18 protein-coding genes and 1 pseudogene are annotated in these 25,781 nt (G+C 63.6%); 13 read left to right on the top strand and 6 right to left on the bottom strand.

Annotated features, from left to right (window positions below):
* Positions 1-14: 14 nt before the first annotated feature.
* Positions 15-1,217 carry an MFS transporter gene (locus tag Q0025_RS07150; protein WP_297297453.1) on the top strand — a complete coding sequence of 401 codons (1,203 nt, stop codon included), beginning with the start codon at positions 15-17 and terminating at the stop codon, positions 1,215-1,217.
* Here the strand turns inward: Q0025_RS07150 and Q0025_RS07155 are convergent.
* Positions 1,208-3,487: an FdhF/YdeP family oxidoreductase gene (locus Q0025_RS07155; RefSeq protein WP_297297455.1), complete on the bottom strand. Its 2,280-nt coding sequence runs from the start codon at positions 3,485-3,487 to the stop codon at positions 1,208-1,210. The two genes, Q0025_RS07150 and Q0025_RS07155, sit on opposite strands and share 10 nt — an antisense overlap.
* Positions 3,488-3,722: 235 nt before the next feature.
* On the opposite strand from Q0025_RS07155, the gene Q0025_RS07160 reads away from it, so the two are divergent.
* Complete coding sequence (locus Q0025_RS07160) at positions 3,723-4,151, top strand: DoxX family protein (RefSeq protein ID WP_297297457.1); 429 nt, start codon at positions 3,723-3,725, stop codon at positions 4,149-4,151.
* Here the strand turns inward: Q0025_RS07160 and Q0025_RS07165 are convergent.
* From Q0025_RS07165 to Q0025_RS07180, 4 genes are read right to left on the bottom strand one after another with little or no spacing between them, the layout of a single operon-like run.
* On the bottom strand, positions 4,148-5,197 hold the full coding sequence (locus Q0025_RS07165; protein ID WP_297297458.1) for an LLM class flavin-dependent oxidoreductase: 1,050 nt from the start codon (positions 5,195-5,197) through the stop codon (positions 4,148-4,150). The genes Q0025_RS07160 and Q0025_RS07165 overlap by 4 nt on opposite strands.
* A gap of 27 nt (positions 5,198-5,224) precedes the next feature.
* Positions 5,225-5,797: a YceI family protein gene (locus tag Q0025_RS07170; RefSeq protein WP_297297460.1), complete on the bottom strand. Its 573-nt coding sequence runs from the start codon at positions 5,795-5,797 to the stop codon at positions 5,225-5,227.
* Complete coding sequence (locus Q0025_RS07175) at positions 5,784-6,392, bottom strand: cytochrome b (protein WP_297297462.1); 609 nt, start codon at positions 6,390-6,392, stop codon at positions 5,784-5,786. Before Q0025_RS07175 ends, Q0025_RS07170 begins: the two co-directional genes overlap by 14 nt.
* Positions 6,392-7,003: a YceI family protein gene (locus Q0025_RS07180; protein WP_297297464.1), complete on the bottom strand. Its 612-nt coding sequence runs from the start codon at positions 7,001-7,003 to the stop codon at positions 6,392-6,394. Before Q0025_RS07180 ends, Q0025_RS07175 begins: the two co-directional genes overlap by 1 nt.
* 149 nt (positions 7,004-7,152) lie before the next feature.
* Between Q0025_RS07180 and Q0025_RS07185 the strand changes: the two genes are divergently transcribed.
* The 7 genes from Q0025_RS07185 to Q0025_RS07215 all read left to right on the top strand — a co-directional run bounded on the left by Q0025_RS07185 (position 7,153) and on the right by Q0025_RS07215 (position 16,948).
* On the top strand, positions 7,153-8,070 hold the full coding sequence (locus tag Q0025_RS07185) for a LysR family transcriptional regulator (RefSeq protein WP_297297466.1): 918 nt from the start codon (positions 7,153-7,155) through the stop codon (positions 8,068-8,070).
* Between the two features lie 157 nt (positions 8,071-8,227).
* On the top strand, positions 8,228-8,839 hold the full coding sequence (locus Q0025_RS07190; RefSeq protein WP_297297468.1) for a DsbA family protein: 612 nt from the start codon (positions 8,228-8,230) through the stop codon (positions 8,837-8,839).
* A gap of 25 nt (positions 8,840-8,864) precedes the next feature.
* Positions 8,865-10,109, top strand: coding sequence for an NAD(P)/FAD-dependent oxidoreductase (locus Q0025_RS07195; protein ID WP_297297470.1), 1,245 nt, complete (start codon positions 8,865-8,867; stop codon positions 10,107-10,109).
* Positions 10,110-10,182: 73 nt separating this feature from the next.
* Positions 10,183-10,959, top strand: a complete 777-nt coding sequence (locus tag Q0025_RS07200) for a DUF4239 domain-containing protein (RefSeq protein WP_297297473.1) — start codon at positions 10,183-10,185, stop codon at positions 10,957-10,959.
* Positions 10,960-11,117: 158 nt separating this feature from the next.
* Entirely contained in the window at positions 11,118-12,932 is a 1,815-nt protein-coding gene (locus tag Q0025_RS07205; RefSeq protein WP_297297475.1) for an SUMF1/EgtB/PvdO family nonheme iron enzyme, read from the top strand.
* Between the two features lie 46 nt (positions 12,933-12,978).
* A complete protein-coding gene (locus tag Q0025_RS07210; protein WP_297297477.1) occupies positions 12,979-15,696 on the top strand; it encodes a DUF2610 domain-containing protein in 2,718 nt (905 codons plus the stop codon).
* A 79-nt stretch (positions 15,697-15,775) separates the two neighbouring features.
* Entirely contained in the window at positions 15,776-16,948 is a 1,173-nt protein-coding gene (locus Q0025_RS07215; RefSeq protein ID WP_297297479.1) for a hypothetical protein, read from the top strand.
* A gap of 46 nt (positions 16,949-16,994) precedes the next feature.
* Here the strand turns inward: Q0025_RS07215 and Q0025_RS07220 are convergent, their stop codons facing one another.
* On the bottom strand, positions 16,995-18,308 hold the full coding sequence (locus Q0025_RS07220) for a hypothetical protein (protein WP_297297481.1): 1,314 nt from the start codon (positions 18,306-18,308) through the stop codon (positions 16,995-16,997).
* A gap of 245 nt (positions 18,309-18,553) precedes the next feature.
* On the opposite strand from Q0025_RS07220, the gene Q0025_RS07225 reads away from it, so the two are divergent.
* From Q0025_RS07225 to Q0025_RS07240, 4 genes and pseudogenes are all read left to right on the top strand, one after another.
* A complete protein-coding gene (locus tag Q0025_RS07225; RefSeq protein ID WP_297297483.1) occupies positions 18,554-20,533 on the top strand; it encodes a hypothetical protein in 1,980 nt (659 codons plus the stop codon).
* Positions 20,530-22,401, top strand: coding sequence for a serine/threonine-protein kinase (locus Q0025_RS07230; protein ID WP_297297484.1), 1,872 nt, complete (start codon positions 20,530-20,532; stop codon positions 22,399-22,401). The genes Q0025_RS07225 and Q0025_RS07230 overlap by 4 nt, the downstream gene beginning before the upstream one ends.
* 77 nt (positions 22,402-22,478) lie before the next feature.
* A complete protein-coding gene (locus Q0025_RS07235; RefSeq protein ID WP_297297486.1) occupies positions 22,479-24,185 on the top strand; it encodes a trypsin-like peptidase domain-containing protein in 1,707 nt (568 codons plus the stop codon).
* A gap of 470 nt (positions 24,186-24,655) precedes the next feature.
* A pseudogene (locus Q0025_RS07240) lies at positions 24,656-25,781 on the top strand (hypothetical protein); the annotation flags it as partial.

Raw genomic sequence — 25,781 nt, forward strand, 5'->3', positions numbered from 1 at the left:
ATCGCGCGGGCTCGATGGAAAAATCAATCAAAGAGAGGACGGCGCCGTCCCAGGCGCTGATCGGCGTCGTCGCGGTTTCGGTCGGTGCGCTCGTTGCGAATATCTATTATGCGCAACCGTTGATCGCTTCGATCGGCCCGTCCATCGGCATCGGGACGGCGCTTTCCGGATCGCTCGTGAGCGTGACCCAGATCGGTTATGGCGCCGGTCTCTTCTTTTTGGTTTCGCTGGCTGACCTCGTCGAGAACCGGCGGCTGGTGCTGATCGCGGTGGCCGTCGTCATCGCCGGTCTCGTCGCGATCGGTCTTTCGCAGACGGCGGTTGCATTTTGCCTTGCTTCGCTGTGCACCGGCGTTTGCGCCTCGGCCGCGCAGATTCTGGTTCCGTTTATCGCGCATCTGGCGCCGCCCGAACGGCGCGGCCGCGTGGTCGGCACGGTGATGGGCGGCTTGCTGACCGGCATCATGCTGGCGCGCCCGATGGCTTTATTCATCGCCGGAAGCTTTGGCTGGCGGATTGTCTTCTTCGTTTCAGCGGCGCTCATGCTTGCGATCGGCGTTGCCCTGGCGCGGGCGGTGCCGCGCTATCAGCCCAGGCAGGGGCTGCATTATGGCCAGGTTCTCGCCTCGATGCTGGGCATCTTGCGCGAACGGCCGCCGGTGCGCTGGCGGGCGCTCTATCAGAGCCTGATGTTCTGCGCCTTCAATCTGTTTTGGACGACCGTGCCGCTTTTGCTCGCGCAGAGGTTCGGATTGAGCGAGCACGCGATCGGCCTCTTCGCGCTTGCGGGCACCGGTGGGGCGCTTGCGGCGCCGATTGCCGGCCATCTTGCCGACCGCGGCTATATCGCAGCGGCCACGGCGGGTGCGATGGCGGTGCTCGGCTTGTCCTTTGCCGGAGCCATCCCGGTATCGGGCACGGTGGGCCTCGTTTGGCTTGCCCTGCTTGCGGTTTTGATCGACGCCGCCGTGCAGGTCAATCAGGTCACCGGTCAGCACATCATCTTCAGCGTTCCGGCAGACATCCGCGGCCGCGTGAACGCAATTTATATGACGTTCGTTTTTATCGGCGGCGCGCTCGGCTCGGTGCTCGGCACGGTCCTCTACGCCCGCTGTGGCTGGGCGGCGACAGCCGCCTGCGGAGCCGTCATCGGTCTCGTGGCGCTATCGTTCCACGTGATCGAGCGCATGCAAGGCCGCCAACGCGTTCAGGCGTGACGCATGATCCTGACCGGCACGGATTTATAGGACGGCGTGCCGCTTTGCGGATCGTGATAGTCGAGCGGCACGAGACCGTTGGCCTCGGGATAATAGGCCGCGATCGAACCGCGCGCGATATTGTGGGCAATCGCGATGAACCCCGCGAGGCGTCGCGGCGAGCCGGAGGGCAGGGCCGTTTCGATATCGATCGCATCGCCGTGCTGAATGTTATGCGCGGCAAGATCATCCTTGTGCACGAAGATCACGTCGCGGCGGCCGAAGACGCCGCGATAGCGATCGTCGAGACCATAGATCGTCGTATTGTATTGGTCGTGGCTGCGGATCGTCGTCAGCCGCAGGACGGCGCCGTCAGCGGTCGCCGGGTCCTCATTGAGCCCTTTAAAGACGATGAACTCGGCCTTGCCGGACGGCGTCTTCCAAACCCGCTCGGTTGCCGGCAGTGGCAGGCGGAAGCCGCCCGGCACCCGGATGCGCTGATTGAAATCGCGGAAGTCGGGGAAGACAGCCTCGATCTTGTCGCGGATGCGGTCGTAATCTTCGACGAGTTCCGCCCAGGCCACTTTGCTTTGCGGCAGCGTGGCTATGGCCATGCCGGCGATGATTGCGGGCTCCGAGCGCAGATGCGCTGAAACCGGCGGCAGCTTGCCGCGCGAGGAATGCACCATCGACATCGAATCTTCGACGGTGACCATCTGCGGGCCGGCCGCCTGAATGTCGTGCTCGGTGCGGCCGAGGCAGGGCAGGATGATCGCGTCCTTGCCGATGAGAAGATGCGAGCGATTGAGCTTGGTTGCGACATGCACCACGAGATCGAGGCCGCACATGGCCGGAAAGCTCTGCTCGGGATCGGGGAGCGCCACCGCGAGATTGCCGCCGAGGCAGATCAGCACCTTCGAGCGGCCGGCGATGATCGCCTGCATGGCGGCGACGGCATCATGGCCGTGCTCGACCGGCGGTTTGAAGCCGAAGGTCTCTTCGATCCTCTGCAGCATGTCGGCGGCGGGCTTTTCGGTGATGCCGACGGTGCGGTCGCCCTGCACGTTCGAATGACCGCGCAGCGGGCAGATGCCGGCGCCGGGCTTGCCGAAATTGCCGCGCATCAGCAGCAGATTGGCGATCTGCTGCACATTGTCGGTGCCGCGGCTGTGCTGGGTGACGCCCATCCCATAGGGAATGATCGTGGCGTTCGACTGCGCATAGGCGCTGGCGACGGCTTCGAGCGCCGTGCGCGACAGACCGCTCGCGGCTTCGATGTCCGCCCATTCGGTCGCATCGAGATCGGCGGCGAGCGTCTCGAAGCCGCGCGTATGTTCGGCGATGAAGGCGTGATCGATGACGGGCGCGTTGCGTCCCGGCGCGCGGTCGAGCGCAAGCAGCGCCTTCATGACGCCCTTGAGCGCCGCCGCATCGCCGCCGACTTTCACCTGATAGTAGGACGAGGCGATGTTCTCATAGCCGAAAGTCGACATTTCGATAGGGTTTTGCGGATCGGCAAAACGCTCCAAGGCGCGCTCGCGCATCGGATTGAAGACGATGATCGGCACGCCGCGTTTGGCGCATTCATGCAATGTGCCCATCATACGCGGATGATTGGTGCCCGGATTGTGGCCGATCGAGATGATCAAATCGCAATGGTCGAAGTCGTCGAGCGAGACGGTGCCCTTGCCGAGGCCGATCGATTGCGGCAGGCCGACGCTCGTTGCCTCGTGGCACATGTTGGAGCAGTCGGGGAAATTGTTGGTGCCGTATTCGCGGGCGAAGATCTGGTAGAGGAAAGCAGCCTCATTCGAGGCGCGGCCGGAGGTGTAGAATTCCACCGTGTTCGGGTGGTGGGCGCGCAGCCCCTCGCCGATGCGCTGAAACGCCGCCTCCCAGGAGATCGCCTGGTAGCGGTCGCTGGCATGGTCGTAAACCAAAGGATGGGTCAGGCGGCCGGCGTTCTCGAGCTCATAATCGGTCCAATTCCACAGATCCGAGACGGTATGGCCTTGGAAAAATTCCGGGGACACGCGCTTCTTCGTCGCCTCCCAGGTCACCGCCTTGGCGCCATTCTCGCAGAACTGAAAGGTCGAGGTATGTTCCTTGTCCGGCCAGGCGCAGCCGGGGCAATCGAACCCGTCCGGCTTATTGGTGCGGAACAGGGTAACCGCCGCCTCGCCGGTTTCCATCTGTTCGCGGATCGCCTTGGCGGTGGCCTTGAGCGCTCCCCAGCCCCCCGCCGGGGCGGTGTATTTCTTGATGCCCGGAACGGCGCGCTGCTGAGCCATCGTATAGCCTCTGTCTATGGATCGCCTTCAGACGCCGAGTCCACGCTTTGCGCGGCGGGACCGATTATTGCGTCTAGGGTGCAACGCACATGTAAGGTTTTGGGCGGCTAAAATCCAATGAAAGTCTCCGAACACATTATAGAGCTATTCTATTGATGCCGGCTTTAGGCACCTCCTGTTGTGGGCTTGGCGCTATGGTGAGGGTCGTCACGTCGCTCTAGGGGGAGGAATGATCATGCGCGGCACAGTCGGCGCGGAAAAAGTCAGCGACGCTGTTCTGCTCGTTGCACGGGTTCTGCTGGTTCTCGTGTTTGTGATCTTCGGCTGGAAAAAGCTCATCGGCTTCGGCGGGACGGTCGCTTATTTTTCGCACAGCGGCGTGCCACTGCCGTTTCTTGCCGCGGTGATTGCGGTGATGACGGAATTTTTCGCCGGCATCGCCATCGCGCTCGGCCTTTTTACGCGTCCGCTGGCCTTGCTGATGGCGCTCTATACGCTCGGCACGGCGCTGCTCGGCCATAAGTTCTGGACTCTTGCCGGCACGGCGCGGCTCGAGAACGAAATCAACTTCCTCAAAAACGTCGGCCTCATCGGGGGCTTTTTGCTGCTCTATCTCAGCGGTGCAGGCCGCTATTCGCTCGACGATAAAATCGATGCGCTCTAGCGCCCAAGCGGCCCCGCGTCGCCAGCGCGGACGCGCGGCGCGACCTCAGTGCCCAGGAGTTCGATCGAGCGGGTCATCACTGCATGATCGAGCGCCGCGACGCTCATTTGGAAGGTGATGCGCGAGACGCCGCCAAGCGCCTCGCTCGCTTTCAGCATCTTCTCGGCGACCGTCGCGGGATCGCCGATGAGATAAGCGCCATGCGGGCCGGTCATGGCGTCGAATTGGGCGCGCGAGGGCGGTGACCAGCCGCGTTCGCGGCCGATCGCGCCGAACATGGCGAGCCAGCCGGGAAAGAAAATGTCCTTCGCTTCTTGTGCGGTTTCGGCGACGAAACCGACGGCGTGCAACCCGACTTTGAGCGTCTCCGCCGCATGGCCGGCGCGCAGCCCCGCCTCGCGATAAAGATCGACGAGCGGGCGAAAGCGGTGGAACGCGCCGCCGATGATCGCCACCATCAGCGGCAAGCCCAAAGTCCCGGCGTGGACGAAAGATTGCGGCGTGCCGCCGACGCCGACCCAGATCGGCAGCTTTTCCTGCAAGGGCCGCGGATAGATGCCCTGGCCCTCGAGCCGCGGTCGGAAGCGCCCGGACCAGGTGATCTCCGTCGCACCGCGGATTTTCAGCAGCAGATCGAGCTTTTCGGCGAAGAGGTCGTCGTAATCCTCGAAGTTGAAGCCGAAGAGCGGATAGGCTTCGCCGAACGAACCGCGCCCGGCGATGATTTCCGCGCGTCCCTGCGAGATGAGATCGAGGGTCGCGAAGTCCTGAAAAACGCGCACCGGATCGGCGGCGCTGAGTACGGTCACCGCGCTGCCGAGCCTGATCGTGCTGGTGCGCGCCGCCGCAGCGGCGAGAATCACGGCCGGGGCGGAATCCAGGAAGTCCGGCCGGTGATGTTCGCCGATGCCGAACACGTCGAGGCCGACGCGGTCGGCGACCGCGATCTCGTCGAGAAGGTCGGCCATGCGCGCCGCGGGCGCCACACGTTTGCCCGTCGCGGGGTCCGGCACATTGGCGGCGAAACTATCGATACCGATTTCCACCTCTGCTCCTCGTTCAGAAGAACCCGCTTACTTGCTGCGCGTCGCGACAAGATCGATATCGACGCCGACCTCCAGCGCCACATAATCGCCGGTTGCCCATTGGCCCTGGCCGATGCCGAAGGCGGTGCGTATGAGCGCTGCATGACCCTTGGCATGGGCGCTTCCGCCCTTGATATCGAGCGTGAAGGGCAAGGTCAGCGGATGCGTGATGCCGCGGAGCGTCAGGCGGCCGGTGGCTTGGTAAGTGCCGTCCGGCTTCTTGCGGACCGTGTCCGAAACGAAACTCGCTTGCGGGAAATGCGCAATGTCGAACCAATCGTCGCCCGGAAGCGCGGTATCGCGCTGCGTGTCACCGGTCGTCGCACTCGCAAGATCGACCGTCACCGTTAGGTGCGAGGCTTCGAGATGCGCCGGATCGAAGGCGATCCTCGCATCGTATCGCGTAAAACTGCCGGTGAACGGCTCGCCGGTCTGGGTGCCCGAAAAGCCGAGCTTGCTTTTGGCGAGATCGACCGTCCAATTCGGCGCGTCGGCGGCCGAAGCGCGCGCCATCGCGAGCGTCGCGACGAACATAGCCGCGAAGATTTTAAAGCTTGTCACGATTTGCTGTTTCCGATTGATGTCCGCGCCCGCGCGGCAGCATTCGCGTCAACACATCGTCGCGGAGCCAAAGATGATGCCGCAGCGCGGCGGCGGCATGCAGCGTGACGAGCGCGATCAGCGCGAAGGCGAGATAATCATGGGTTCGCGCCAGAACATGTTCGACCGGCGCCTTGTTATGCAGCGTCGAGAGAATCGGCAGATGCGGCCAAGGAACGAGGCCATAAAGCACGGTCGGGATGTTGAGCGGCGCCGCCGAGACGACCGCCCAGCCGGTGAAGGGTAGCACGAAAAGCAAGCCATAGAGCAAGAAATGGCTCGTTTCGGCGGCCTTCCGTTCCAACGGCGACATTGCCGCCGGCAAGGATGGCGGGTGGTGCGCGAGCCGCCAGGCGAGGCGCAGAAAGGCCGCGAGCAGGATGGTGATGCCGATCGATTTGTGAAGCTGATAGAGCTTGAACAGATCGAAAGGCTTCAGCTTCACATGCGTCATCGTCAGGCCGATCACGGCGAGGGCGATGATGCCCAGTGCCATGATCCAGTGAAGAAAGACCGCCACGGCCGTATAGCGGGGGCTCGGCTGGCCGGCCGCCATCAGGGCTTCAGTTCGAACGCGCCGGCGATCGTCAGGCGAACGTCGTCGCCGATATAGGGCACATAGGCGCTGATGCCGAACTGGCTGCGCTTGATTGTGCCACTCGCCGAAAAGCCGACCGTATAGGCCTTGTCGATCGGATTGAGGCCGGCACCGACGAGATGCGCTTTCAAGCTCACCGGCTTCGTTACGCCATGCAGCGTCAAGGTGCCGTTGATGATCGCGCTGGCCTTGCCGGCAAGAGTGACCTTGGTCGAGACGAATTCCGCCGTCGGATATTTCGCGGCATCGAACCATTTGTCGCCCTTCAACTCGCCGGTAAGCTTCGGCACCGTCGTCAGCACCGAATCGACCGGGATCGTCACATCGAGCTTGTCGGCAGCGGGCTTGCCGGGGTCGAGCGTCAGCGTGCCCGAGGCGCCAGAGAAGAAGCCGGAATATTCGGTCAGCCCGAAGTGCGAGAGCGAGAAGGCGACCTGCGTGTGATAGGGCTCGACCTTATAGGTGCCGGCCTTGACCGTGGCCGGGTCGCGTGAAACCTGCGCCGACGCGGGGACCGCAGCGCAGGCGAGCGTGGCCGCCAGGGCGGCGGCGAGGGTTCGGGTTTTCATCGGGATGCTCCTCAAAGTCCCGCGCGCAGCGCGCCGGGCGGATTCGATCCGCCGGAAGCCGGCGGCATAGCGGGGTTCTGCTCCCAGATTGCGGTCCATTTGACTAGCCGTTATATTTCGATCTTATCCATCTGGATTGGCGATAGTATATGCTCGACGGCGTCTCCCTCGATCAATTGCGGACATTCATCGCCGCGGTCGAAGAAGGCAGTTTTTCGGCAGCGGCGCGCAAGCTGCGCCGGGCGCAATCCGCCGTCAGCGAAATGATCGGCGCGCTGGAAGAGCAGATCGGCGTGCCGCTTTTCGACCGCAGCGGCCGTTATCCCAAGCTGACCGCCGCCGGCACGGTTCTTCTCGCCGACGCCCGGGGCATCGTCGCCGGCGTCGATTTCATGAAAGTGCGCGCCCGGGGCATGTCGGCGGGTCTCGAGCCCGAGCTTTCGGCCGTCGTCGATGTCTTCTTTCCGATTGGGGCGCTCACCGCGGCGGCAAAGGAATTCCGCGAGAAATTTCCCGGCACGCCGCTTCGGCTCTATGTCGAGGCGCTGGGCGGGGTGTTCGAACCGCTGCTCGACGGGCGCGCGAGCCTTGGCATCGCCGGGCCGCTGCCGCTGATGCCGGGGAACATTTCGGCCGAGCGGCTGTCCGAGACAGGCTTCGTCATTGTCGCCGCGCGCGATCATCCACTGGCTGCCATCGAAGCCCCGATTCCGCGGACGGAACTTGCCAAACATACCCAGCTGGTGCTGACCGACCGTTCGACCCTCTCTGCCGGCCGCGAGTTCGGCGTCATGTCGCCGGCGACCTGGCGGCTCTCCGACCTCTTTGCCAAACATGCCTTTCTACTCAACGGGCTTGGTTTCGGCGGCATGCCTTTGCATACGGTGCAGCCCGATCTCGACAACGGCAAGCTCGTCGTGCTCGATATCGAGGATGCGCCGCCCGGCGGCCTGATGCTGCCCATGTATGCAGTTTATCATACCGCATCGCCGCCGGGGCCGGCCGGGCGGTGGCTGATCGAGCGGCTGAAGCTCTGCCCGAGCAAGCAGCCGCAAGGCGGAATTTGAGACGGGCTCGCGCCATCATCACGCATTCGCCAGTTTCCTTCAGCGCGGGATCGCTGTAATCCGACGAGCCAATGATCTTGCCGATCGGCGGCCTCGCTGCACCAGTGCGAAAGCCCATGTCTTTCCTATTCCAGCCTGACAAACCCAACGGGGCTTCATGCCAAGATATTTTCTGATCCCATTTGCGCTCGTTGCTTTCGTCTTTGCTATGCCCGGCGCTGAGGCGCAGAAAAAATTCGATCTCGTCGAAAGTGTTTTGAATGATCCCGCGGCGCCTGTCGGCGGCAATCCAAAAGGCGATATCACGATCGTCGCCTTTCTCGATTACAATTGCCCCTATTGCCGCCGGGCGACGCCGGAGCTCGACAAATTCATCGCGAGCGACGGTCATGTGAAAGTCATCTACAAGGATTGGCCGATCCTCGCGCCCTCGTCGATCGTCGCGGCGAAGGTCGCCATCGCCGCCAATTATCAGGGCAAATATCAAGCCGCACATGATGCGCTGATGGCGATCAAATTGCGCCCCGCGACTTTGCCCGCGATCAAGGCCGCGGTCCAATCCGCCGGCATCGACATTGTTCAATTGGACAAGGACCTCGCCGCGCATAACGCCGACATCGGCGCGCTGCTGCAGCGAAACATCGCCGAAGCCGATGCCTTGCATCTTCAAGGCACGCCGGTCTTTCTCGTCGGCCCTTATTTGATTGCCGGCGGGCTCGATGAAGCCGGCTTCCGCAAAGCCGTGGGGCGCGCGCGGGCGGCCAAGTAGCACGGTAATGGGCGGATCGGTCCACATGGATGACATGTTCGATGTTGCGATCGTCGGCGCCGGTGCCGCGGGACTTGCCGCGGCCTTGGTGCTTCAGCGCGCCGGGCGCTCGATCGTCGTGCTCGAAGCGCGCGCACGCGCCGGCGGCCGGGCGCATACGTTCGAAGCACGCGGCGAATTCCCGCTCGATGCCGGCTGCGGCTGGGTTCATTCGGCCGATCAAAATCCGCTTGTGCCGCTGATCGAGGCGGAAGGCCTCACACTTGAAAAGAACGGGGCAAATTGGGGCCGCCAATCCGGCGATCAAGGCTTCAGTGCCGCCGAGCAAAAGGAATTCGCCGAAGCGTTCGAAGCCTTTGATGCGCGGCTCGCTGCCGCGGCGATCAAGGACGCCGATGCGCCGGCCGCGAATTATTTCGAGCCCGGCTGCCGTTGGAACGGCCTGATCGATGCGGTCTCGTCCTATTACAACGGCGCCGAATTCGATCGTGTCTCGGTGCTCGATTATGCGGCCTATCTCGATACCGGCGTGAATTGGCGGGTGACGAGCGGTTATGGTGCCGCCGTCGCCGCATTGGCCGCGCCTATCATGCCGCGTTTTTCTTGCCCGGTGACGGGGATCGACCATCGCCGCGTGCCGGTGCGCCTTGCGACGCCGCAGGGGCCGCTTGAAGCGCGCGCCGTCATCATCGCCGTGCCGACGAACCTTCTCGCCAAAGAGCGGATCGCCTTCACCCCGAGCCTGCCGGACAAGACCGAAGCGGCGGCCGGCCTGCCGCTCGGCACGGCGGAGAAGGCCTTTTTCTACCTTGAGCAGCCGGAGGAACTGCCGATCGAAGGTCATCTGTTCGGCCGGATCGATCGCGCCGCTACGGGCTCCTATCACACCCGGCCGTTCGGCCGGCCTTACATCGAAGCCTTTCTCGGCGGCCGCAATGCCGAGGATTTGATCCGCGCCGGCGAGGGGGCTTTGAGCGCCTTCGCGCTCGACGAATTGTCGGCGCTCGTCGGCTCGTCCTTCCGCCGCCGTGTCGTGCCGATCGCCGAGACCGGCTGGGGGCGCGATCCGTTCGCGCTCGGCTCCTATTCGCATGCACTGCCGGGGCATTCCGCGGCGCGGGCCGTGCTTGCGGCGCCCGTGGCGGGGCGGCTTTTCTTCGCCGGGGAGGCGACGCATCCGTCTTTCTTTTCAACGGTGCATGGCGCCTGGGCGAGCGGCATCCGCGCGGCCGAGGAGGCGCTCGCCGCCCTGCCGCCGCTGGGGCTTTGACGCGGCCCGAGGCTTCAGGTTTGGATAAGCTGTTCCTCGTGGCTTATCGGCCTCTCCAACGGCAAAGCGAAGCATGAGCTATGTCTTAGCTATTTTCATTGTCTTGGCGGCGGGTTTTGGTGCGGCCGGCGTGACGCTTTTCGTGCAGAAATCCGTCGCCGCCGAGCTGCGGCGGGAGCATCACGAGGTTGGCTCCACCGTCTTCCTCCAGCTTGGCGTCATCTTCGCCGTTTTGCTTGCCTTCGTCTTCAGCGAGGCGTGGACGGAATATAACGAGGCATCCGCGGCGATCGAACTCGAGGTCAGCGCCCTGCATGGCGCCGCGATCATCGCCGCCACCTTGCCGGCGCCCGCGGCGAAGCAAATCCTCACCCGGGAAAAGGCCTATCTCGACAGCGTCACGCAAAGCGAATGGCCGATTATGGCGGCGAGCCGTGGCGAGGATATCGCGACGGACCGGAAGCTGCAGGATCTCATCCAGGTCGTCGCGAACCTCAAATTGACCGATCCCAGCGAAAACGCCAAGAAACCCGAAATCTTATCACTGCTTGCACAGGCCCATGAGCAGCGGGCCGTGCGGATTTACCAGGCGGGCAGCGGCATTCCCGGGGCCCTTTGGATCGTGTTGATCAGCTTCGAGCTGATCCTGGTGGCCTTTGTCGTGCTTTCGGGCCTGCGTTACTGGACGTCCGCGGCGCTGGTCTCGGGTATATTTGCCGCGTCGGTGTCGAGCATTCTCGTTGTGGCGCGGCTGCTCGATTATCCGTTCGAAGGGGCGCTTGCCTTGCCGTCCACCGATTTCGCGGTGGTGATCGGCAAGGTTACGCATTTGCTTGGGCCGATCGGCTGATGGGCTGCGCCAAGCCGAAAAAGCCCTAGGGGGACAGCCTAATCCGCTCCCGCCGCCGGTTTTTGCCGGCGCGAGCGCGACAATGTATTTACGCTAAAATAGATTGCATTATACGATAGCGGCCGCGGGGAAACGGTGTTTGCCGGAGAGCGGATTTTATGGCTGCGGCGGTTTTCATCACGCATTCCTCCCGCGACTACAAACAATCGCGCGTCGTCGTCGATATCCTCGAAAAGAACGGCATCGGCTGCTGGATTTCCGAGCGCGACATCGGCGCCGGCGACAATTATGGCGATGCGATCGTCGATGCGATCGAGACCGCCAAAGTCATGGTGCTTGTCTTTTCCGCCAACGCCAACAATTCCGATGAGATCAAGAAGGAGATCGCGCTGGCGAGCCAGCGCAAACTCACCGTCGTGCCGATCCGCATCGAAGATGCGACACCGAGCAAGGCTTTCCGCTACGAATTGGTCACGCGCAACTGGATCGATTGCTTCCCCGATTGGAACCAGGGCATGCAAACGCTGGTGCGGCGCGTGTCTTCGATCGTCAACGAGGCCAAGCCGCTCGAGGATATGCCCCCGCCGCGCCCGCAGCCCAAGCCGCGTCTTCAACCGGCGTGGATCGCTGCCGCGGCCGGTGTCGTCCTCGTCGCTGGCGCCGCCGCCTATGGTCTGTGGCCGCGGCCGCCGGTGACCGTCGCGATCACTCATCACGAGGCTGGCGGCAACGTCAGCGGCCTGAATGCGGCGCTTTCGCCGGCAGAATCGGCCGCGGATACGATCGATAACAAAGCCGCCGCCAATAAGAGCGCTGCGGCCGGCGGCGACAGGGCGGATAGCGGCCGTGCGGCGCCCATGCCGGGGCCGGCACCCGCCGTTTCCGCGGCGAAACCAACGCCCATCGCGGTCGCCGATACCCAAGGCGATAAGACCGCCGCAGGCGACAATGGATCGGCGGGCAATCGTCCGGCGCCGTCACCGATGCCCGCGCCTGTTGTTCCCGCCCCGAGACCGGCACCGGTCTCACCCGCCGCCGCGCCGAAGAAGACCCAGGTCGCAGCGCTTGGCCCGGTCGTGCCTGTCCAGGCGATTGCTCCGTCCGCCAAGCCAATCTCGCGCAAACCCGTTCCGGCCGAATCCGCCGCGCCGGTCATCGGCACCAAACCGCCCCCCTACGATGTCGCGACGCCGGGCGGGCAGATCTTTCAAGAGTGCAAGGATTGCCCGCAGATGGTGGTTGTGCCGCGCGGCACGGCAATTTTGGGATCGCCGTCGGGCGAGCCGGGGCGGCAGTCGAACGAAACCGCGCCGCATAGCGTGACGATCGACAAGCCTTTTGCCGTCGGCCGCTATGCGGTGACCTTCGATCAATGGGATGCCTGCGTCGCCGACGGCGGCTGCAACGGCTATAAGCCCGACGACAACGGCTTCGGCCGCGGCAAGCGGCCGGTCATCTTCGTTTCGTGGAATGATGCCAATGCCTATGTCAATTGGCTCAAACGCAAGACCGGACAGCCCTATCGCTTGCTGAGCGAATCGGAGTGGGAATATGCGGCACGCGGCTGCACCAAAGCTGACTGTCCCGAGACGCCCTTCTGGTTCGGCGACATCGCGCCCGACCTGGCGAATTACGATTCGCGCTATTCTTACGAAGGCAGCCCGAAGGCGGATCACGTCGTCGAAACGGTGCCGGTCGATCGCGGCAAGCCCGATCCGTTCGGGCTCACCAATATGCTGGGCAATGTCCAGCAATGGGTCGAGGATTGCTGGAATGCCGATTTGGCGGCGCCGCCGGCCGACGGCAGTGCCGTGCTCAGCGGCGATTGCGCCGACCGGGTGATCCGCGGCGGCTCCTATTCCGACAAGCCCGACGCCCTGCGCGCCTCGGCCCGGGCTTGGGACGCTGCCGACGATCGGGAATCGCCAAATATCGGCATACGCGTTGCACGCACGCTTGCGCCGGGACGATAAACAGACAAAGTTGATTTTCGACGGGCGGCAAATTGAGAGGTTCGTGATGTTGCAATTGCGAATGAGCCGGGCCGCCTGGGCGTTGGTGTTTTTTGGGCTGGCCAGTCTATGCACGCTCGCTTCGGCGGGCGGCGCGCAGGCGGAGACGCGCCGCGCCTTCGTTCTCGGCGTCCAGCGCTACGCCGACCCCAATATCCAGAGCCTGACCCGCTCGGACGCCGATGCCGAGGACATTGCCGGCGATCTGGAGGATCTCGGTTTCGACAAGAAGAACATCACAGTCGCGACCGATCTGCGGACAAAAGAAGATTTCGACAAGAAATTCCAAGCCTTTCTCAAGACGATCGAAGAGGGCGATGACGTCTTCTTCTTCTTCTCCGGCCACGGCCTGGGGGTCGAGGCGACCGGAACGAATTATCTGCTGCTCGGCAATCTGAAGAGCCTCAAGACCTATACGCGCGCGCAATTGCTCGAGGCCGACCGGCGCGACGATATTATCGCGCTGAAAATGCCGTCCTTCGAAGGCCAATACGAGACCGACGAAATTCCGAAAGACGGCGTTTCGGCATCGGACATCATCCAGCAGATTGCCCAGAAGAAGCCCAAGGTCGCCTTCATCGTTCTCGATGCCTGCCGTTCCTTGCCGCCGGCGACGACCGATATCCGCACCCTCAAGCGCAGCGACACGTCCGGCAGCCGCCTGCTGCCCGATACCGATCTGCCGAACGGTTTTCTCGTGCTTTATTCGGCCTCGTTCGGGGAGACGGCGATCGAGAGCTTCGGCCCCGGCGACAAACGGCGGAATTCTTTGTTCACCGAAGTGCTGCGCCAGGAGATGCAGCGGCCCGGCCAGACGCTGCCGCAACTCGCCGATCGCGCCAGGCTTGTCGTGCGCGCCTATGCCGCCAAGGGCGGCTTCCAGCAGGACCCGGAACAATTCGATAATCTTGCGGGCGCCGGCGATTTCACCCTGGTCGGCTCGGTCGGCGCCGAGCGTTTCACCCTTTCGCAGCAGCAATGCGAGGGGGCTCAGGAGGATTGGGAACAGGTCAGCCAGCGGCCGACCCGCGATGCGCTCGTACGCCACCGTCGGCGCTTTCACGATTGCCCGACGGCCGAACTTGCCCGCCGCGCCCTCGTCAATCTGATCAGCTCGCCGGGCGATAGTTCGGTGATCGCGATGCCGCTCAATCGCAATATCGACGATTGCGATCGCTTCGCCGCCGCCGATATCGATACGGCGCGGCCGCCGGAAGTGCCGGGCATCGCGCTCGGCAAGATCGACGTCGATGCGGCCATCCCGGCCTGTCAAAAATCGATCGTCCGCAGCCCGCGCATCGCCCGCTTCCTATATAATTATGGGCGTGCCGAGGAGGCAGCAGCCAATGCGATGCGGCCGGACGATCCGGCCCGGCAGGAGAAGCTGCTCGCGGCGCACGCGGCCTTCAAGGACGCGGCCGATCGCGGCTATGTCGCGGCCCTCTACAGCCTTGCGACGCTTTACGATTACACCGAATCCGCGGATCAGGATCAGGATCAGGCCAACAAGGCTTTGATCAAGGCGGCGAACCAGGATTTTCCTGCCGCAATGTATGAGCTTGGCCTGCGCTATAAAAAGGGCCTGTTCGGCATCCAGGCGGATTTCGCGCAAGCCTATGATTGGATGGCCAAGGCCGCCGAAGCGGGCTCCGTCGGTGCGATGGTCGATGTGGCGGAATCGCTTTGGTATGGGCAAGGGGTCAGCCCCAATCCACGGCGGGCCGTCGAATGGGCAGAACGCGCCGCCGACGCCGGCTCCGTCGATGCCAAAGTCGATCTCGGGCTCTTCTATTTCTGGGGCTATAAGATCGTGAACGACAACGGCGATGTCGACGACGCCAAAAGCGTATTGTCCGACGATTCGCTGGCGCTGCTGTGGTTCGGCCGTGCGGCGCAAGCCAACAATGCACAGGCGCAATATTATCTCGCGCTGATGATGGAAGCCGGTGACGGCCTGCCCATCGCCCAGCCGGAGATTGCGGCGCGCTATTACCGGCTCGCCGCGCATGGCGGCTACGAAGACGCCGAGATCGATCTTGCCGAGCGGCTGCGGTCCGGCCGCATCCTGGTCAATCCGGAGAATGGCGAGAACGAAGCCGTCGATCTGTTGGCGCGCGCGCTCAGCCAAGGCTCGGCCCGTGCGGCGTCCTATCTCGCGGAAATCTACCGCAACGGCGAATTCGGCAAACGCAAAGATCCCTTGAAGGCCATGCAATACGCCTATCAGGCGATCAAGCTCTCGGTCGAAGCCGATCCGACCACGGAGGACGGCGATCCGTTCTTCGAAATCGACGCCGGGATTCTGCTCGCCGAAATGGCCGTCAACGGAGAGGCCAACGATATCAACGGCCATTCCTTGCTCAATCCGGACGAGATCGACCGGCTGCAAAAGTTCTACGGCACGGTCAACCCCGACGTCCGCAAGGTCGAGGTCCGCAAGCTCGAGGTACCGCTCGGCTGCAACGGCTATTACAGCCGCTATGGCACGCTTTGGGTCTGGGATTGGGGCCGCAAGGAATCGCCGACCGAGCCGCAGTTCCGCAGCATCGAACGCCAGACAGGCTGCTACGACAATGAAACGCTCCGCCGCACGCTCATCGCCAGCTTCCTGCTGGCGCGGAAAACCAAGGTTCCCTTTGCCGATCTGATCTATCAGCAGATCAAGGAAGCGCGGGAAACCGTCGACAATACCACCGCGAATTCCCGGCATCGCCATCGCTATTGAGGGCGATGCCGCGGTTGAAGACACAAAGGTCAAGGTATAAAATACCCCGGATTATACTTGCGCGGTTAGGGAGAGTTCCATGGCTGCACAGCGAGCAAATCTTTTGAGAACGTCCTGTCTTGTTGCCGCATGTACGTTTGCGGCGAGCCTTTTTGTCGCCGGCGAGCCGACGCCGGCGCAGGCGCAATTCGGCTTCTTTCGTCAATTTTTTGGCGGCGGCGGTGGCCGGCACCGCTCGCATCATGCGCGCCATCATCATGCGCCCACAGGCGGCAACACCGACGAAGATCAGGATTCGTCTTCGTCGGCACCATCCGAGGCCGATTCGACGCGCGAACTCGCCAAGCTCGCGCCTCCGGCGCGCGAGCAAATGGCCTTGCTCAAGAATGTCAATGCCAGCGATTCGCTCGGCGCGGTCGGATCTTCCGACGATCAAAATGGTTCGGGCAATACCGCGAGCAACGATGCCGATCGCGATTATACGACCATGGTCGATCAGCTCATCCAGACGCTCAAGTCGCGTTTGGGCGATTCCGACCGCGAAGGTGATGTGACCGAGACTGCGGTCATGGACGCGCTGACCGAAGCGATCTTGCAGGCCAAATTGGAACGGTTCGAGACCTTCATCGGCGAGAATTGGTCGGCCGAGCGCTTGCGCGGCATGATCGTCAAACGCGTCACCGATGAACTCGGCGGTCTCTTCGAGGGCAACAACCGCGGTGCCGTTTCGATGGCCGATCTCAACATGATGATCAAGAAGGCGGCGCGCGAGGTCTATTCGCGCCTGTTCGAGACGTCGGAACTGCTCGCCTCGAATCGCAGCGCCACGCTCTTCGTGCAGCGGCTCTACCAAGCCCGCGGCGATCTCGTGAAGGGGGACGTCCGCGAGGATACCGAGGAATTGCTGCTGAAGGCGTCTTCGGATGGAGTTTCGCATTTCCAGGATGCGTTCAACCGTGCCGATCATCCCTATACGCTGATCTATCGCGCGCAGCGGATCATTTTCGATTGTCTGTCCCAGAGCGTCGAATCGATCACCGAATCGGGCGCCGGCATGGCCTCGACGGCGGAGATCGAAAAGCGTCTGATCGACACCGATCAGAAGCAATGCACGAAATGGGTATCGAGCCAGATGATCGGGGCCGACGGCGGCCTGAAGAAGCAGGAGCCGATGCCGCTGCGCGTCATCTGGACGTCGGGCGGGCCGCAGGAAGACCCGAGCATGTACGGGCACGCGTCGGATCAGAGCTGATCACAAGCTGATCTCATCGGGCGGCGCGCCGAGGTGCGCGACCCCCCTATCGCCCGACGGAGATCGATGGCGTCAGGGGTTGGCGCGTCTCCGGCACGGCCTGAATTGTCACGATCTCGTTCAGCAAGGCAAAATTTGCCTTCGAGACGAGATCGTCATTATCGATCCAATACCAGATGCCGCGTTTGTTGACCGAGACATAGGCATTCTCCGGCGCACTGGCGCTTTGCTCGATGATGATGAAGGCGCGGTGCGTGTCGCGCCAGATCGCGCGGGTGCGGATATCTTGATCGATGCGCGGAAAAAGCGCGTCGGTGAGATAGGTGCTCCACATGACGTCGACTTCATCCTGGGTGAGGTGCGGCGGATTGAAGTAGAAGATATTGGCATTGATCCGGCAGGGCGCCGCACTGTTGAGCGCGCGGATTTGCGCCGCCTCCTGCGGCGACGCGAAATGGATGGCATCGACTTCGCCTTCCTTCAAGGCGCCGATGGCGGATCGGGTGGTAAAGAAGAAATTCGGCGAGGCGGCGCCGCGCAGCGTAATCACATTCGCCGCCGATCGCGGATAAAGCTGGCGCAGGCCGTTCCAAAGCTTGGCAACCGTGGCCTCCGGCGCCCGTGCCTGATCCATGAAGGGACAATCGGACCCGGCGATGCCGCCGCCAGGATGCAGGGCGGCGTTGTGGAGGATGACGTTCAAATTCTGCTTCGGCGCGTCATCGCCGCCGCCGCGCAATCCGTCCGCCATGCCGGAATGGCCGCGCCCGTGCCCGCCGGCGACGTCCTCGACATCGGCGGCGAGAACGATCGCACCGAATTGGTCGAGCAGCACCATGCGGTCTTGCGCGACGAAATTGTCCATATAGCCTGGCGCCAGCCGATCGACTGAAAATTCCAGCACGTCAGCGAGGCCGAAATCGGAATTGAACATGCGCACGATCGATTCCGGCGCGATCGGCGAGGAGACCTGCTGAATCAGCGGATAGCCTTGTACCGGCGCGTAACGAACGAGAGCGGAATCGCCGTATGTGAAGGTGCCGGAAATCGCGCCGACTTGGCCGGCGATCGTTCCGGCGGTGGTGGAGCGCACGCCCGGCTGTGCGCCGATGCCGGCAAGCCCTCCGTTGACGCCGGTGTTGAAGGAAACCGTCGCATCGGCTTCGGAAACGTCGATGAAATTGGGCGTCTCGTAATTCTTCGCCCTGACGATATTCAGCAATAATTGTTCGGACGACGTGTCGTGAATGACTTCATTGTAAAATGTGCGGCTCGCCGTGATGGAAGGCGGCCCTGTCAGGGACCCGCAGCCCGACATCAGGCACACGCCGGCCAGTGCCATCCAGCCGTTTTTCCGCATAGCACCCCCCGCTATACGCACCGCGAACGTAGCCATTCACATGAGCGTTGACGCGAATTTGAGTCAATGGCGCAGCACGCTTTGTCGCTGCTTGTTGCAAATCTGCATCGCGACGAAAGGTCGGGTCCGAGCGGTGGCCGTCTGCGCCTTGTTTGCCGATTGCGGCCGTGGCACAACATGGCCAAGCTGAACCGTTGCTAGCGGTTCGCGCGGCGGGTTCCAGTGCTCAATTGCGGTGAAGACCGATGTCGCTTTCACCTGAACCCCGTGCTCAGGCCAATGCAGCGGCCAAGCCGCGACTGGCGTTTCGCGTCGGCGTGACCGGCGCGCGGGCCCTGCGCGCCGACCGGCTTGGCGATCTCAGCGTCAAGGTCAGCGCCGTGCTGCAGCAGATCCGCAGCGAGATGACCGCCCTTGCCGGTCAACCGGCGCTCGCCTGGTCCTATGCGCGCGAGGGCGACGCGTTGCAGCCGCCGCTTTTGCGGATCATTTCGCCGCTTGCTCTCGGCGCCGATCGGCTTGTCGCCAAGGAGGCCTTGGCGCTCGGCTACCAGCTGAATGTGCCGATGCCGTTTTCGCGCGAAGAATACGAGCGGGATTTTCGGCCGCCGGACAGTCCCGCCACGGCGGAGACGGACGATCTCAACGAGTTTCGCGGGCTTTTCGCGCAGGCCGGGGACGATTGGATTGCGCTTGATGGTGATCACCAGACGGCCGAAGCCGCCTATGAGGCGGTCGGCGATTTCGTCGTGCGCAACAGCGACATCGTCATCGCCATTTGGGATGGCGGCCAGGGCAACGGGCGTGGCGGCACAAGGGATATTGTCCATTTTGCCGCCAAGGCCGGGGTGCCGGTCTGGTGGATCCATGCGACGCAAGCCGTCGCGCCGCGGTGGATCGCCGATATCCAGGACTTGCGTGATCCGCTGATCACGGCAAAGCCGGAAGACAAGCTCAGTGCTTATCTGCGCCAGCAAATCCCGCCGCCGAAGCCGATTTTGCGGCAACGCCATTCGTGGCTCGATGCTTTGACGTTCCCGCCGGCTGCAGCCGATGACCCGGCCGGCGATTATTTCGCCGAGGCGCCGTTGCCGTCCTACGGCGTGTGGAAGCTCTATAGCCGCATGATGTTCATGGCATCGGGCTGTAAGCCGCCTTGGACACCGCCGGTGAAGCCGCAAAACGAGCCGGGCGCTTACTGGTTTCAATTCTATGCACCCGCGGATGCCCGCGCCGGCGAATACGCGGCGCGCTATCGTTCGAGCTATGTCTGGGTCTTCATTCTCACCACCGGCTCGCTGTTGTTCGGCGCGCTCGCCAGCATGTTCCATGGACGCGAGGGCAGCCTTTTTTCGATCTTCGGTTTCGCCGTGAGCGGCCGGCTGGCCGTTATATTTTTCGCCGTGGCTGAACTTGTCGCCCTTCTGACCATCGTGGCGATCGCCCGCATGGCCTTGCGCAACGACTGGCATGTGCGTTCGATCGAATATCGCCTGCTTGCCGAGCTCTGCCGCAAGCAGCAGGTGCTGGCGCCGCTCGGCCGTGCTTTGTCCTTCGGCGCAGTCCAGCAGCTTGCGGCGCTGATGCGGGATGCCGAGGCGGTGTCGTCGGCGCCGGACCACGCCGGCGGATCCAAGCTTGCCGCGGAGAGCGACCGGTCAGGCTGGGTGAGCTGGCTGTTTCGCGCCTACCAGCGCGCAGCCCTCCTGCCGCGCGGGACGATCGCCCATTTGCTGCCGGGCGTCCGCAATCATGATGTGCTGCAGGATCTCGTCGACGAACAATTGGAATATCACAGCGGGCGCGCCAAGATGGCCGCCGGCGCGGCGAAATTCTTCGAACATAATGGTGAGCGCATCTTCGGCATTGTCGTCGTCTGCGTCTTTTTCAAAATCCTGCTGTCGTTGCGTGCGAGCACGCCGCTGACGCCGCTGGACGATTGGGTGACGGCGAGCCTCGGTCTTCTCGGCATTATCCTGCCGGCGCTTTCGGCGGCGGCGGTCGGCATCGGCAGCTACGCGGAATGGCAGCTTTTGGCCGAAGAATCGAACCATATGCTCGATCTGCTGAAATTGGCGAAACAGCGGATCGACCGCATCAATTTGAAGCGTCCCCTGGCCTCGCAGGATCTCGGTGCCGAAGCCGATGCCGTCGCATCGCTGATGCTGCAGGATCTGGAGGGTTGGCAACGGCTGTTCCGCGTTAAAATCATCGAGACGCAATGAGCGACGAAGCTTCCCCTTTGGATGTCGGGGCGGCGCTTGATCAAGTTTTTGCCGATCTCGCGGCCAACGAACCGGAGCCAGGGATCGCCGCGCGTCTGCGGGTCATCGAAGTGCCCTGCCTGGCGTTGCCGCATACCCGCGCCCGCTACCTCAATGCCCGCGGCTTGGTGATGAACCGCATGGGCCAGCGCAGCGAAGCGCTCGGCGACCTGCTCGAATCCTCTGCGCTTTACGCGCAAATCGGCGATGCGGCGGGCGCCGCACAAATTCTGCGGGCGATCGCGCTTGTCCATGCCTGGCGCAGCGATGCGCGCGAATCCGCGCTCGCCCTTCTGCGCGCGATCAGCGAGGCGAGCGAGGACCGGATCAATGTCGCCCTGGCTCTGTTCGAAGCCGGCCGGCTCGAGGTCGAGATCGGGCGGCCGCGCGACGCCTGTCGCTTCTTCGAACGGGGGCTTGCCATCGGTGGTGATGCGCCGCCGGCGCTTGAGAGCGACCGCGCCCGGATCGGCGCGCTGCAAGCGCTCGTCGCAGCCGGCGATATGGCAGGCGCGCAAGCCGCTGCGGCGCATTTGAATCTCGCGCGTCTCGCGACATCGCGGCTGCAGCATCTGGCGCGGATCGAAGCCGCGCGGATCGCCTTAGCGCAAAATGATTTCGCCGCGGCGGATGCCATTCTGGCCGAGATCCGCGCCGGCCTGCCGCCGGACTGCGAGAAATTCGAGCATGTCGAATATGCGCATGTCGAGGCCGAATCTCTCTTTGCGCGCCAATCCTTCGCCGAGGCGTTGAAGACAATCGGCACGGTCATCGCCCGTTATGGCGACGACAATCTGCCGGGGCGCGAGATTGCCGGGCGCCTGTTGGAGAGCCAGATTTTCGATGCGCTCGATCGTTCCGAAGAGGCCGACCGCACCTTGGCGGCGGCACTGCGGCGCGCCGTTGCGGCTAATCTGCCAGGCCACGCCGATGCGGTGCGCGAGCGGCTTGCCGCGCGCGGCCGCGCCCAGAATGTCTGGGCGCCGGGGCTTTCTGTGGCGTCGTCCACTCTCAGTTCCGCCGATCGCTTCGTCCGCCGCCGGCCGCTCGGGGCGGGCGGCTTCGGTTCGGTCAGCCGCGCCTATGATCTCGAGCTCGGCACCGAGGTCGCGCTGAAGACACTCCGCTTGAAAGCGCTGTACGACGGCGCTGTGCTCGCTGAGCGGCGCCGCGCGGCAGAGATGGAGGTCGCTGCCGCCTCGCGCGTTCAGCATCCGGGTGTCGGGCGGGTCTATGGGCTGTTGGACGAGCCTGATGGCGATGCGCTGCTGGCGCGCGAACTGGTCGAAGGCCCGACCTTGCGCGAAGCGATGCAAAGTAAGCTGCATCTCGCCGAGAAGATCGGCCTCTTGGCGCAACTGGCACATTGCCTGGCGGCGATCCACGCGGCCGGGATCGTGCATCGCGACCTGAAACCGGAGAATGTCGTCCTGCGCGACGGCATCTCGCCGGTCATCATCGATTTCGGCATCAGCGCCATCGGCCATGTCTGGCAAAGCAAGGATGCGCCGAAGACGCTGAATTACGCCGCCCCGGAACAGAAAAAGGCCGGCTGGGCGGATGCGCGCAGCGACATCTATGCGATGGGCGTCATCGCCTATGAGGTTTTGCTTGGGCGCCTGCCGCCGCCGATGCCCGGGGGATTTGCGTCATTCTTTGATGCGCGCGTCAAGGCCATCGGCGGCGATTTGCGCAGCGGCGGCGTCGCCGCCGATGTTGCGGGGCTCATCGCCGCAATGCTGGCCGCGTCGCCGCGCCGCCGGCCGCAAGCGGCGCGCGACATTGCGCTTCTCCTGCAGGCGGCGCTCGCAGACCTGCGGACGGCGTGAGCGCCCTATCGCGGCGCCCGTCGATTTTGCTAGAACGCGACCATGGCTGAAGCAGAACGGCACCGGGGAACCGACCTTTGCTGACGATCAAGCATGCCGAGGGACCGCTGGCCGGCCAGGAGCAGACGATCTCCGACGATCTGGCGCAAATCACCATCGGTCGCGATCCCGACCGCTGCCAGATCGTCTATCCGCCCGATTGCACAATCGTCGGACGCGTACATTGCGCCTTGCTGCGTCAGCCGTCCGGCGATTGGGCCATCGAGCTTTACGGCGATCATTATGCCGAAGTCGACGGCGAGCCAGTCGACACGCGTCGCGCCATTCCGAATGGCGCCAAAATCCGCCTCGGCCGCCACGATGGGCCAAGTTTCACCGCGAATGTCGCGCGCGATGCGGCAAGCCCCGACCTCGGTCTCACCGGCGCGCAGCAAAAGCAGATTTCGGTGCGCCGTCTCGTGCGCCGTGACGTGCGAATCGCCTTGGGCGTCGCTGTCTTGGCTGTTGTCGCTGCCGTCGGCACGCTGATCTACAACAAGATCGAAAGCGACCGGATTCGCCAGCGGCTCGACCGTTCGGCTTTCCTCGTCGAGATCCGGCATCGCCCCGACGGTTGTCCCGACTGGGATGCAACCGCTTGGCCGGTCGGGCGCGATTTGCTGGTCACCAACGCCCATGTCGTCGATGAGGCCGGCAGCGGCACGATGCTGGTGCGCGCGCCCGGTCCCGCCGGCAAGGAATACGAGGTCATCGGGAGCGTGCTGCATCCGGGCTACAAGGCGTTCACCGCTTTCGTCCGCGCGCAGGACCTCGTCAAATGGGATGCCGGGCAAATCGAGACGCCGCCGACTGGGCTCGCCTATGATGTCGCGCTTCTGCGCGTCAAAGGCCCGTTGCCGGAGGATTCGATCCTGCCGCTCGCGACGCAGAGCGAACTGCAATCGCTTTGGAAGGGGATGCAAATCCAAAGCGAGGGCTATCCCAGCCAGAATGTTGCAGGTTCGAGTGTGCTCGGCTGCGGCGCGACGCCGAAATACCGGGCCGGGGTGATCGAAAGCTTGACCGACTATTTTTCCTCGGCAGAGCAGGATCCCAAAGAAACGCTGCTGGTGATGCATAATATCCCGATCACCTGCGGGGCGAGCGGCAGCCCGGTCGTCGGCGAGGATGGCAAAGTCATTGCCGTGATCAGCGCCTTCAGTTCGACCGGTGGTCAGTGCGCGCCGAGCGCGGTGCTGATCAATTATGCCCAGCGTGCCGATATCGTCGCCGATCTCATCGATGGCCGCGCCGCGGATGCGCTTGCCCGCGACCGCGCCTATTGGCAATCGCAATTGACCATGCTGCATGCTGCCGGCTACGAGCCGGGCAACAAAATCTATATTCCCCTGATCCTGCAAGCCGACAAGAGGAATACCGGCATCGGGGCCGATGCCGAGCCGGCGCTCGACCTGCGCGCGCCGGGCGTTCTCTTGGCGGATGCGAAGTCGGGTGCCGCGACGGGTGTGACGCCGCTGTCCCTCTCCGCCGGCCAGCATTACGTGATCATCGCCTACGCGGAAGGCGAAACGCCCATCGCGCTGACCTTACGCGACAAAAGCGGCGGCGCCGTCGCATTCACCGATCCGCTCTCGGCAAACAGCGTCTGGTATCCGTCGCTGACTTTCGCGCCCGTCGCAAGCGGCCCATATCAGGCCGTCGTCAGCGGCACGGCCGCAGGGACCAAATATATCCTGCGTCTCTATCGCTGGGCGGAGGCCCCGTCAGCCGAAACGCATCGATAGGTTGAACTATTGCGGCGCGTTGCTCAGGCCGGGATCGGCCGCCGACGTTGCGTCCGTCGGCCAGGGACGCGCGCTTTGCCCTGATTTGCCGTCGCTTTGCGTCGGTGCGACGGGGCTTTCCTGCGGCTGCTTGTCGGTCGATGTGCTCGCCGACACGCTGGTGCCGCTCTGCGTGGTTTGGGCTTGGCTGGCCGCCGGAAGGAAAAGAAGAGCGAAAGCTGCGGCCGCAAGTACAGGGGCCGCACGCCGAGGAAAAGAAAATCTGTTGCGCATGAAATGATCCAACAATCTCGTTGTGCTGCCCTCTAGCTGGCATTCGACCCGGCGCCCGTCAAGGCCGCGGCGCGCCGAAACGCGGCCGTCGCGCGCAAATCGTGGGCCGGGCCGAACGGCCCCGTCACCGTTGACGCACTCTCGTCTTACTTTGCCTGTTACGTCGCGTTGCTTTCTTGAGCCTCGCAGGAGTTTCAATGCGATTTCTCCCTTACCTATTCGCGACATTGCTAGTATCGGCGCCGGCAGTTGATTATGCCCGCGCCCAATCGACGGATTGCGCCGTGACCGGCATCAGTTCGGAAGATGCGCCGCCGCCTTTGCCCGATTATGACCAGCCGCCAGTTCCGGGGCCCGATTACGTTTGGACGCCGGGTTATTGGGCTTGGAACAATGTCGATTACTATTGGGTGCCCGGCACTTGGGTCGAACCGCCTCGAACTGGCCTCTTATGGACGCCGCCTTATTGGGGCTTTGTCGACGGCGCCTATGTCTTCCATCGCGGCTATTGGGGCCCGCATGTCGGTTTTTATGGCGGCGTCGCCTATGGATACGGCTACACGGGGGAGGGCTTCGAAGGCGGCCGCTGGGATCATGGCGCCTTTTATTACAACCGCTCGGTCACAAATCTGAACGGCGCGCGGATCACCAACGTCTATAACAAGACGGTCATCATCAATAACAACACGCGCATCAGCTATAATGGAGGCCGCGCCGGCCTCACGGTGAAGCCGACGCCGGCGCAAGAGGCGGCGGCGCGCGAACCGCATGTGCCGCCGACCCGCATGCAGACCGAGCACTTGCGCGCGGCGAGCGTGAACGGATCCGGCTTTGCTTCGGCAAACCACGGGCGCCCCGCCGTCGCCGCGACGCCGCGGCCCGGCGATTTCACCGGTCCGGGCGCGATGCCGGCGCGCATCGACGAACGCAAAGAGCATGAAATGGGAATGCCCGGTCAGGCGCCAGGCATGGAAAAGCCGGGCATGGAAAAACCAGGCATGGAAAAGCCCGCGGCGGCAATGCCGGCGATGCCCGAACACGGTGGAATGCCAGGCAAACCCCCACAAGGCGGCATGCCGGGCGTCGCCGTCAATCCCGGCCAGGCTACGCGGCCCGGCGAAGACAAGCGGCTTCGTGAACATGCGCCGGGCGTGATGGAAGGCGCCCCCGGGGGGATGCGCATGAACGAAAACACCCATGCCAAACCGGCGGCGGAACGTCCCCGGCCGGAGGCGCGTAAGCCGCCCGAACGGCCGAATGCGCCTCGCGCGGGCGCCGCCATGCACGGCGGGTTCAGCGGTGGCGGCGCGCCCATGCGCCACG

This window comes from uncultured Methylovirgula sp. (assembly GCF_947646745.1).
Lineage (GTDB): Bacteria > Pseudomonadota > Alphaproteobacteria > Rhizobiales > Beijerinckiaceae > Methylovirgula.

What these genes read in the sequence shown, in the direction of transcription:
- Q0025_RS07150 (WP_297297453.1), top strand. Translation starts at nt 15, where the DNA reads ATGGAAAAATCAATCAAAGAGAGGACGGCGCCGTCCCAGGCGCTGATC.
- Q0025_RS07155 (WP_297297455.1), bottom strand. Translation starts at nt 3,487, where the DNA reads ATGGCTCAGCAGCGCGCCGTTCCGGGCATCAAGAAATACACCGCCCCG.
- Q0025_RS07160 (WP_297297457.1), top strand. Translation starts at nt 3,723, where the DNA reads ATGCGCGGCACAGTCGGCGCGGAAAAAGTCAGCGACGCTGTTCTGCTC.
- Q0025_RS07175 (WP_297297462.1), bottom strand. Translation starts at nt 6,392, where the DNA reads ATGGCGGCCGGCCAGCCGAGCCCCCGCTATACGGCCGTGGCGGTCTTT.
- Q0025_RS07180 (WP_297297464.1), bottom strand. Translation starts at nt 7,003, where the DNA reads ATGAAAACCCGAACCCTCGCCGCCGCCCTGGCGGCCACGCTCGCCTGC.
- Q0025_RS07185 (WP_297297466.1), top strand. Translation starts at nt 7,153, where the DNA reads ATGCTCGACGGCGTCTCCCTCGATCAATTGCGGACATTCATCGCCGCG.
- Q0025_RS07190 (WP_297297468.1), top strand. Translation starts at nt 8,228, where the DNA reads ATGCCAAGATATTTTCTGATCCCATTTGCGCTCGTTGCTTTCGTCTTT.
- Q0025_RS07195 (WP_297297470.1), top strand. Translation starts at nt 8,865, where the DNA reads ATGGATGACATGTTCGATGTTGCGATCGTCGGCGCCGGTGCCGCGGGA.
- Q0025_RS07200 (WP_297297473.1), top strand. Translation starts at nt 10,183, where the DNA reads ATGAGCTATGTCTTAGCTATTTTCATTGTCTTGGCGGCGGGTTTTGGT.
- Q0025_RS07205 (WP_297297475.1), top strand. Translation starts at nt 11,118, where the DNA reads ATGGCTGCGGCGGTTTTCATCACGCATTCCTCCCGCGACTACAAACAA.
- Q0025_RS07210 (WP_297297477.1), top strand. Translation starts at nt 12,979, where the DNA reads ATGTTGCAATTGCGAATGAGCCGGGCCGCCTGGGCGTTGGTGTTTTTT.
- Q0025_RS07215 (WP_297297479.1), top strand. Translation starts at nt 15,776, where the DNA reads ATGGCTGCACAGCGAGCAAATCTTTTGAGAACGTCCTGTCTTGTTGCC.
- Q0025_RS07220 (WP_297297481.1), bottom strand. Translation starts at nt 18,308, where the DNA reads ATGCGGAAAAACGGCTGGATGGCACTGGCCGGCGTGTGCCTGATGTCG.
- Q0025_RS07225 (WP_297297483.1), top strand. Translation starts at nt 18,554, where the DNA reads ATGTCGCTTTCACCTGAACCCCGTGCTCAGGCCAATGCAGCGGCCAAG.
- Q0025_RS07230 (WP_297297484.1), top strand. Translation starts at nt 20,530, where the DNA reads ATGAGCGACGAAGCTTCCCCTTTGGATGTCGGGGCGGCGCTTGATCAA.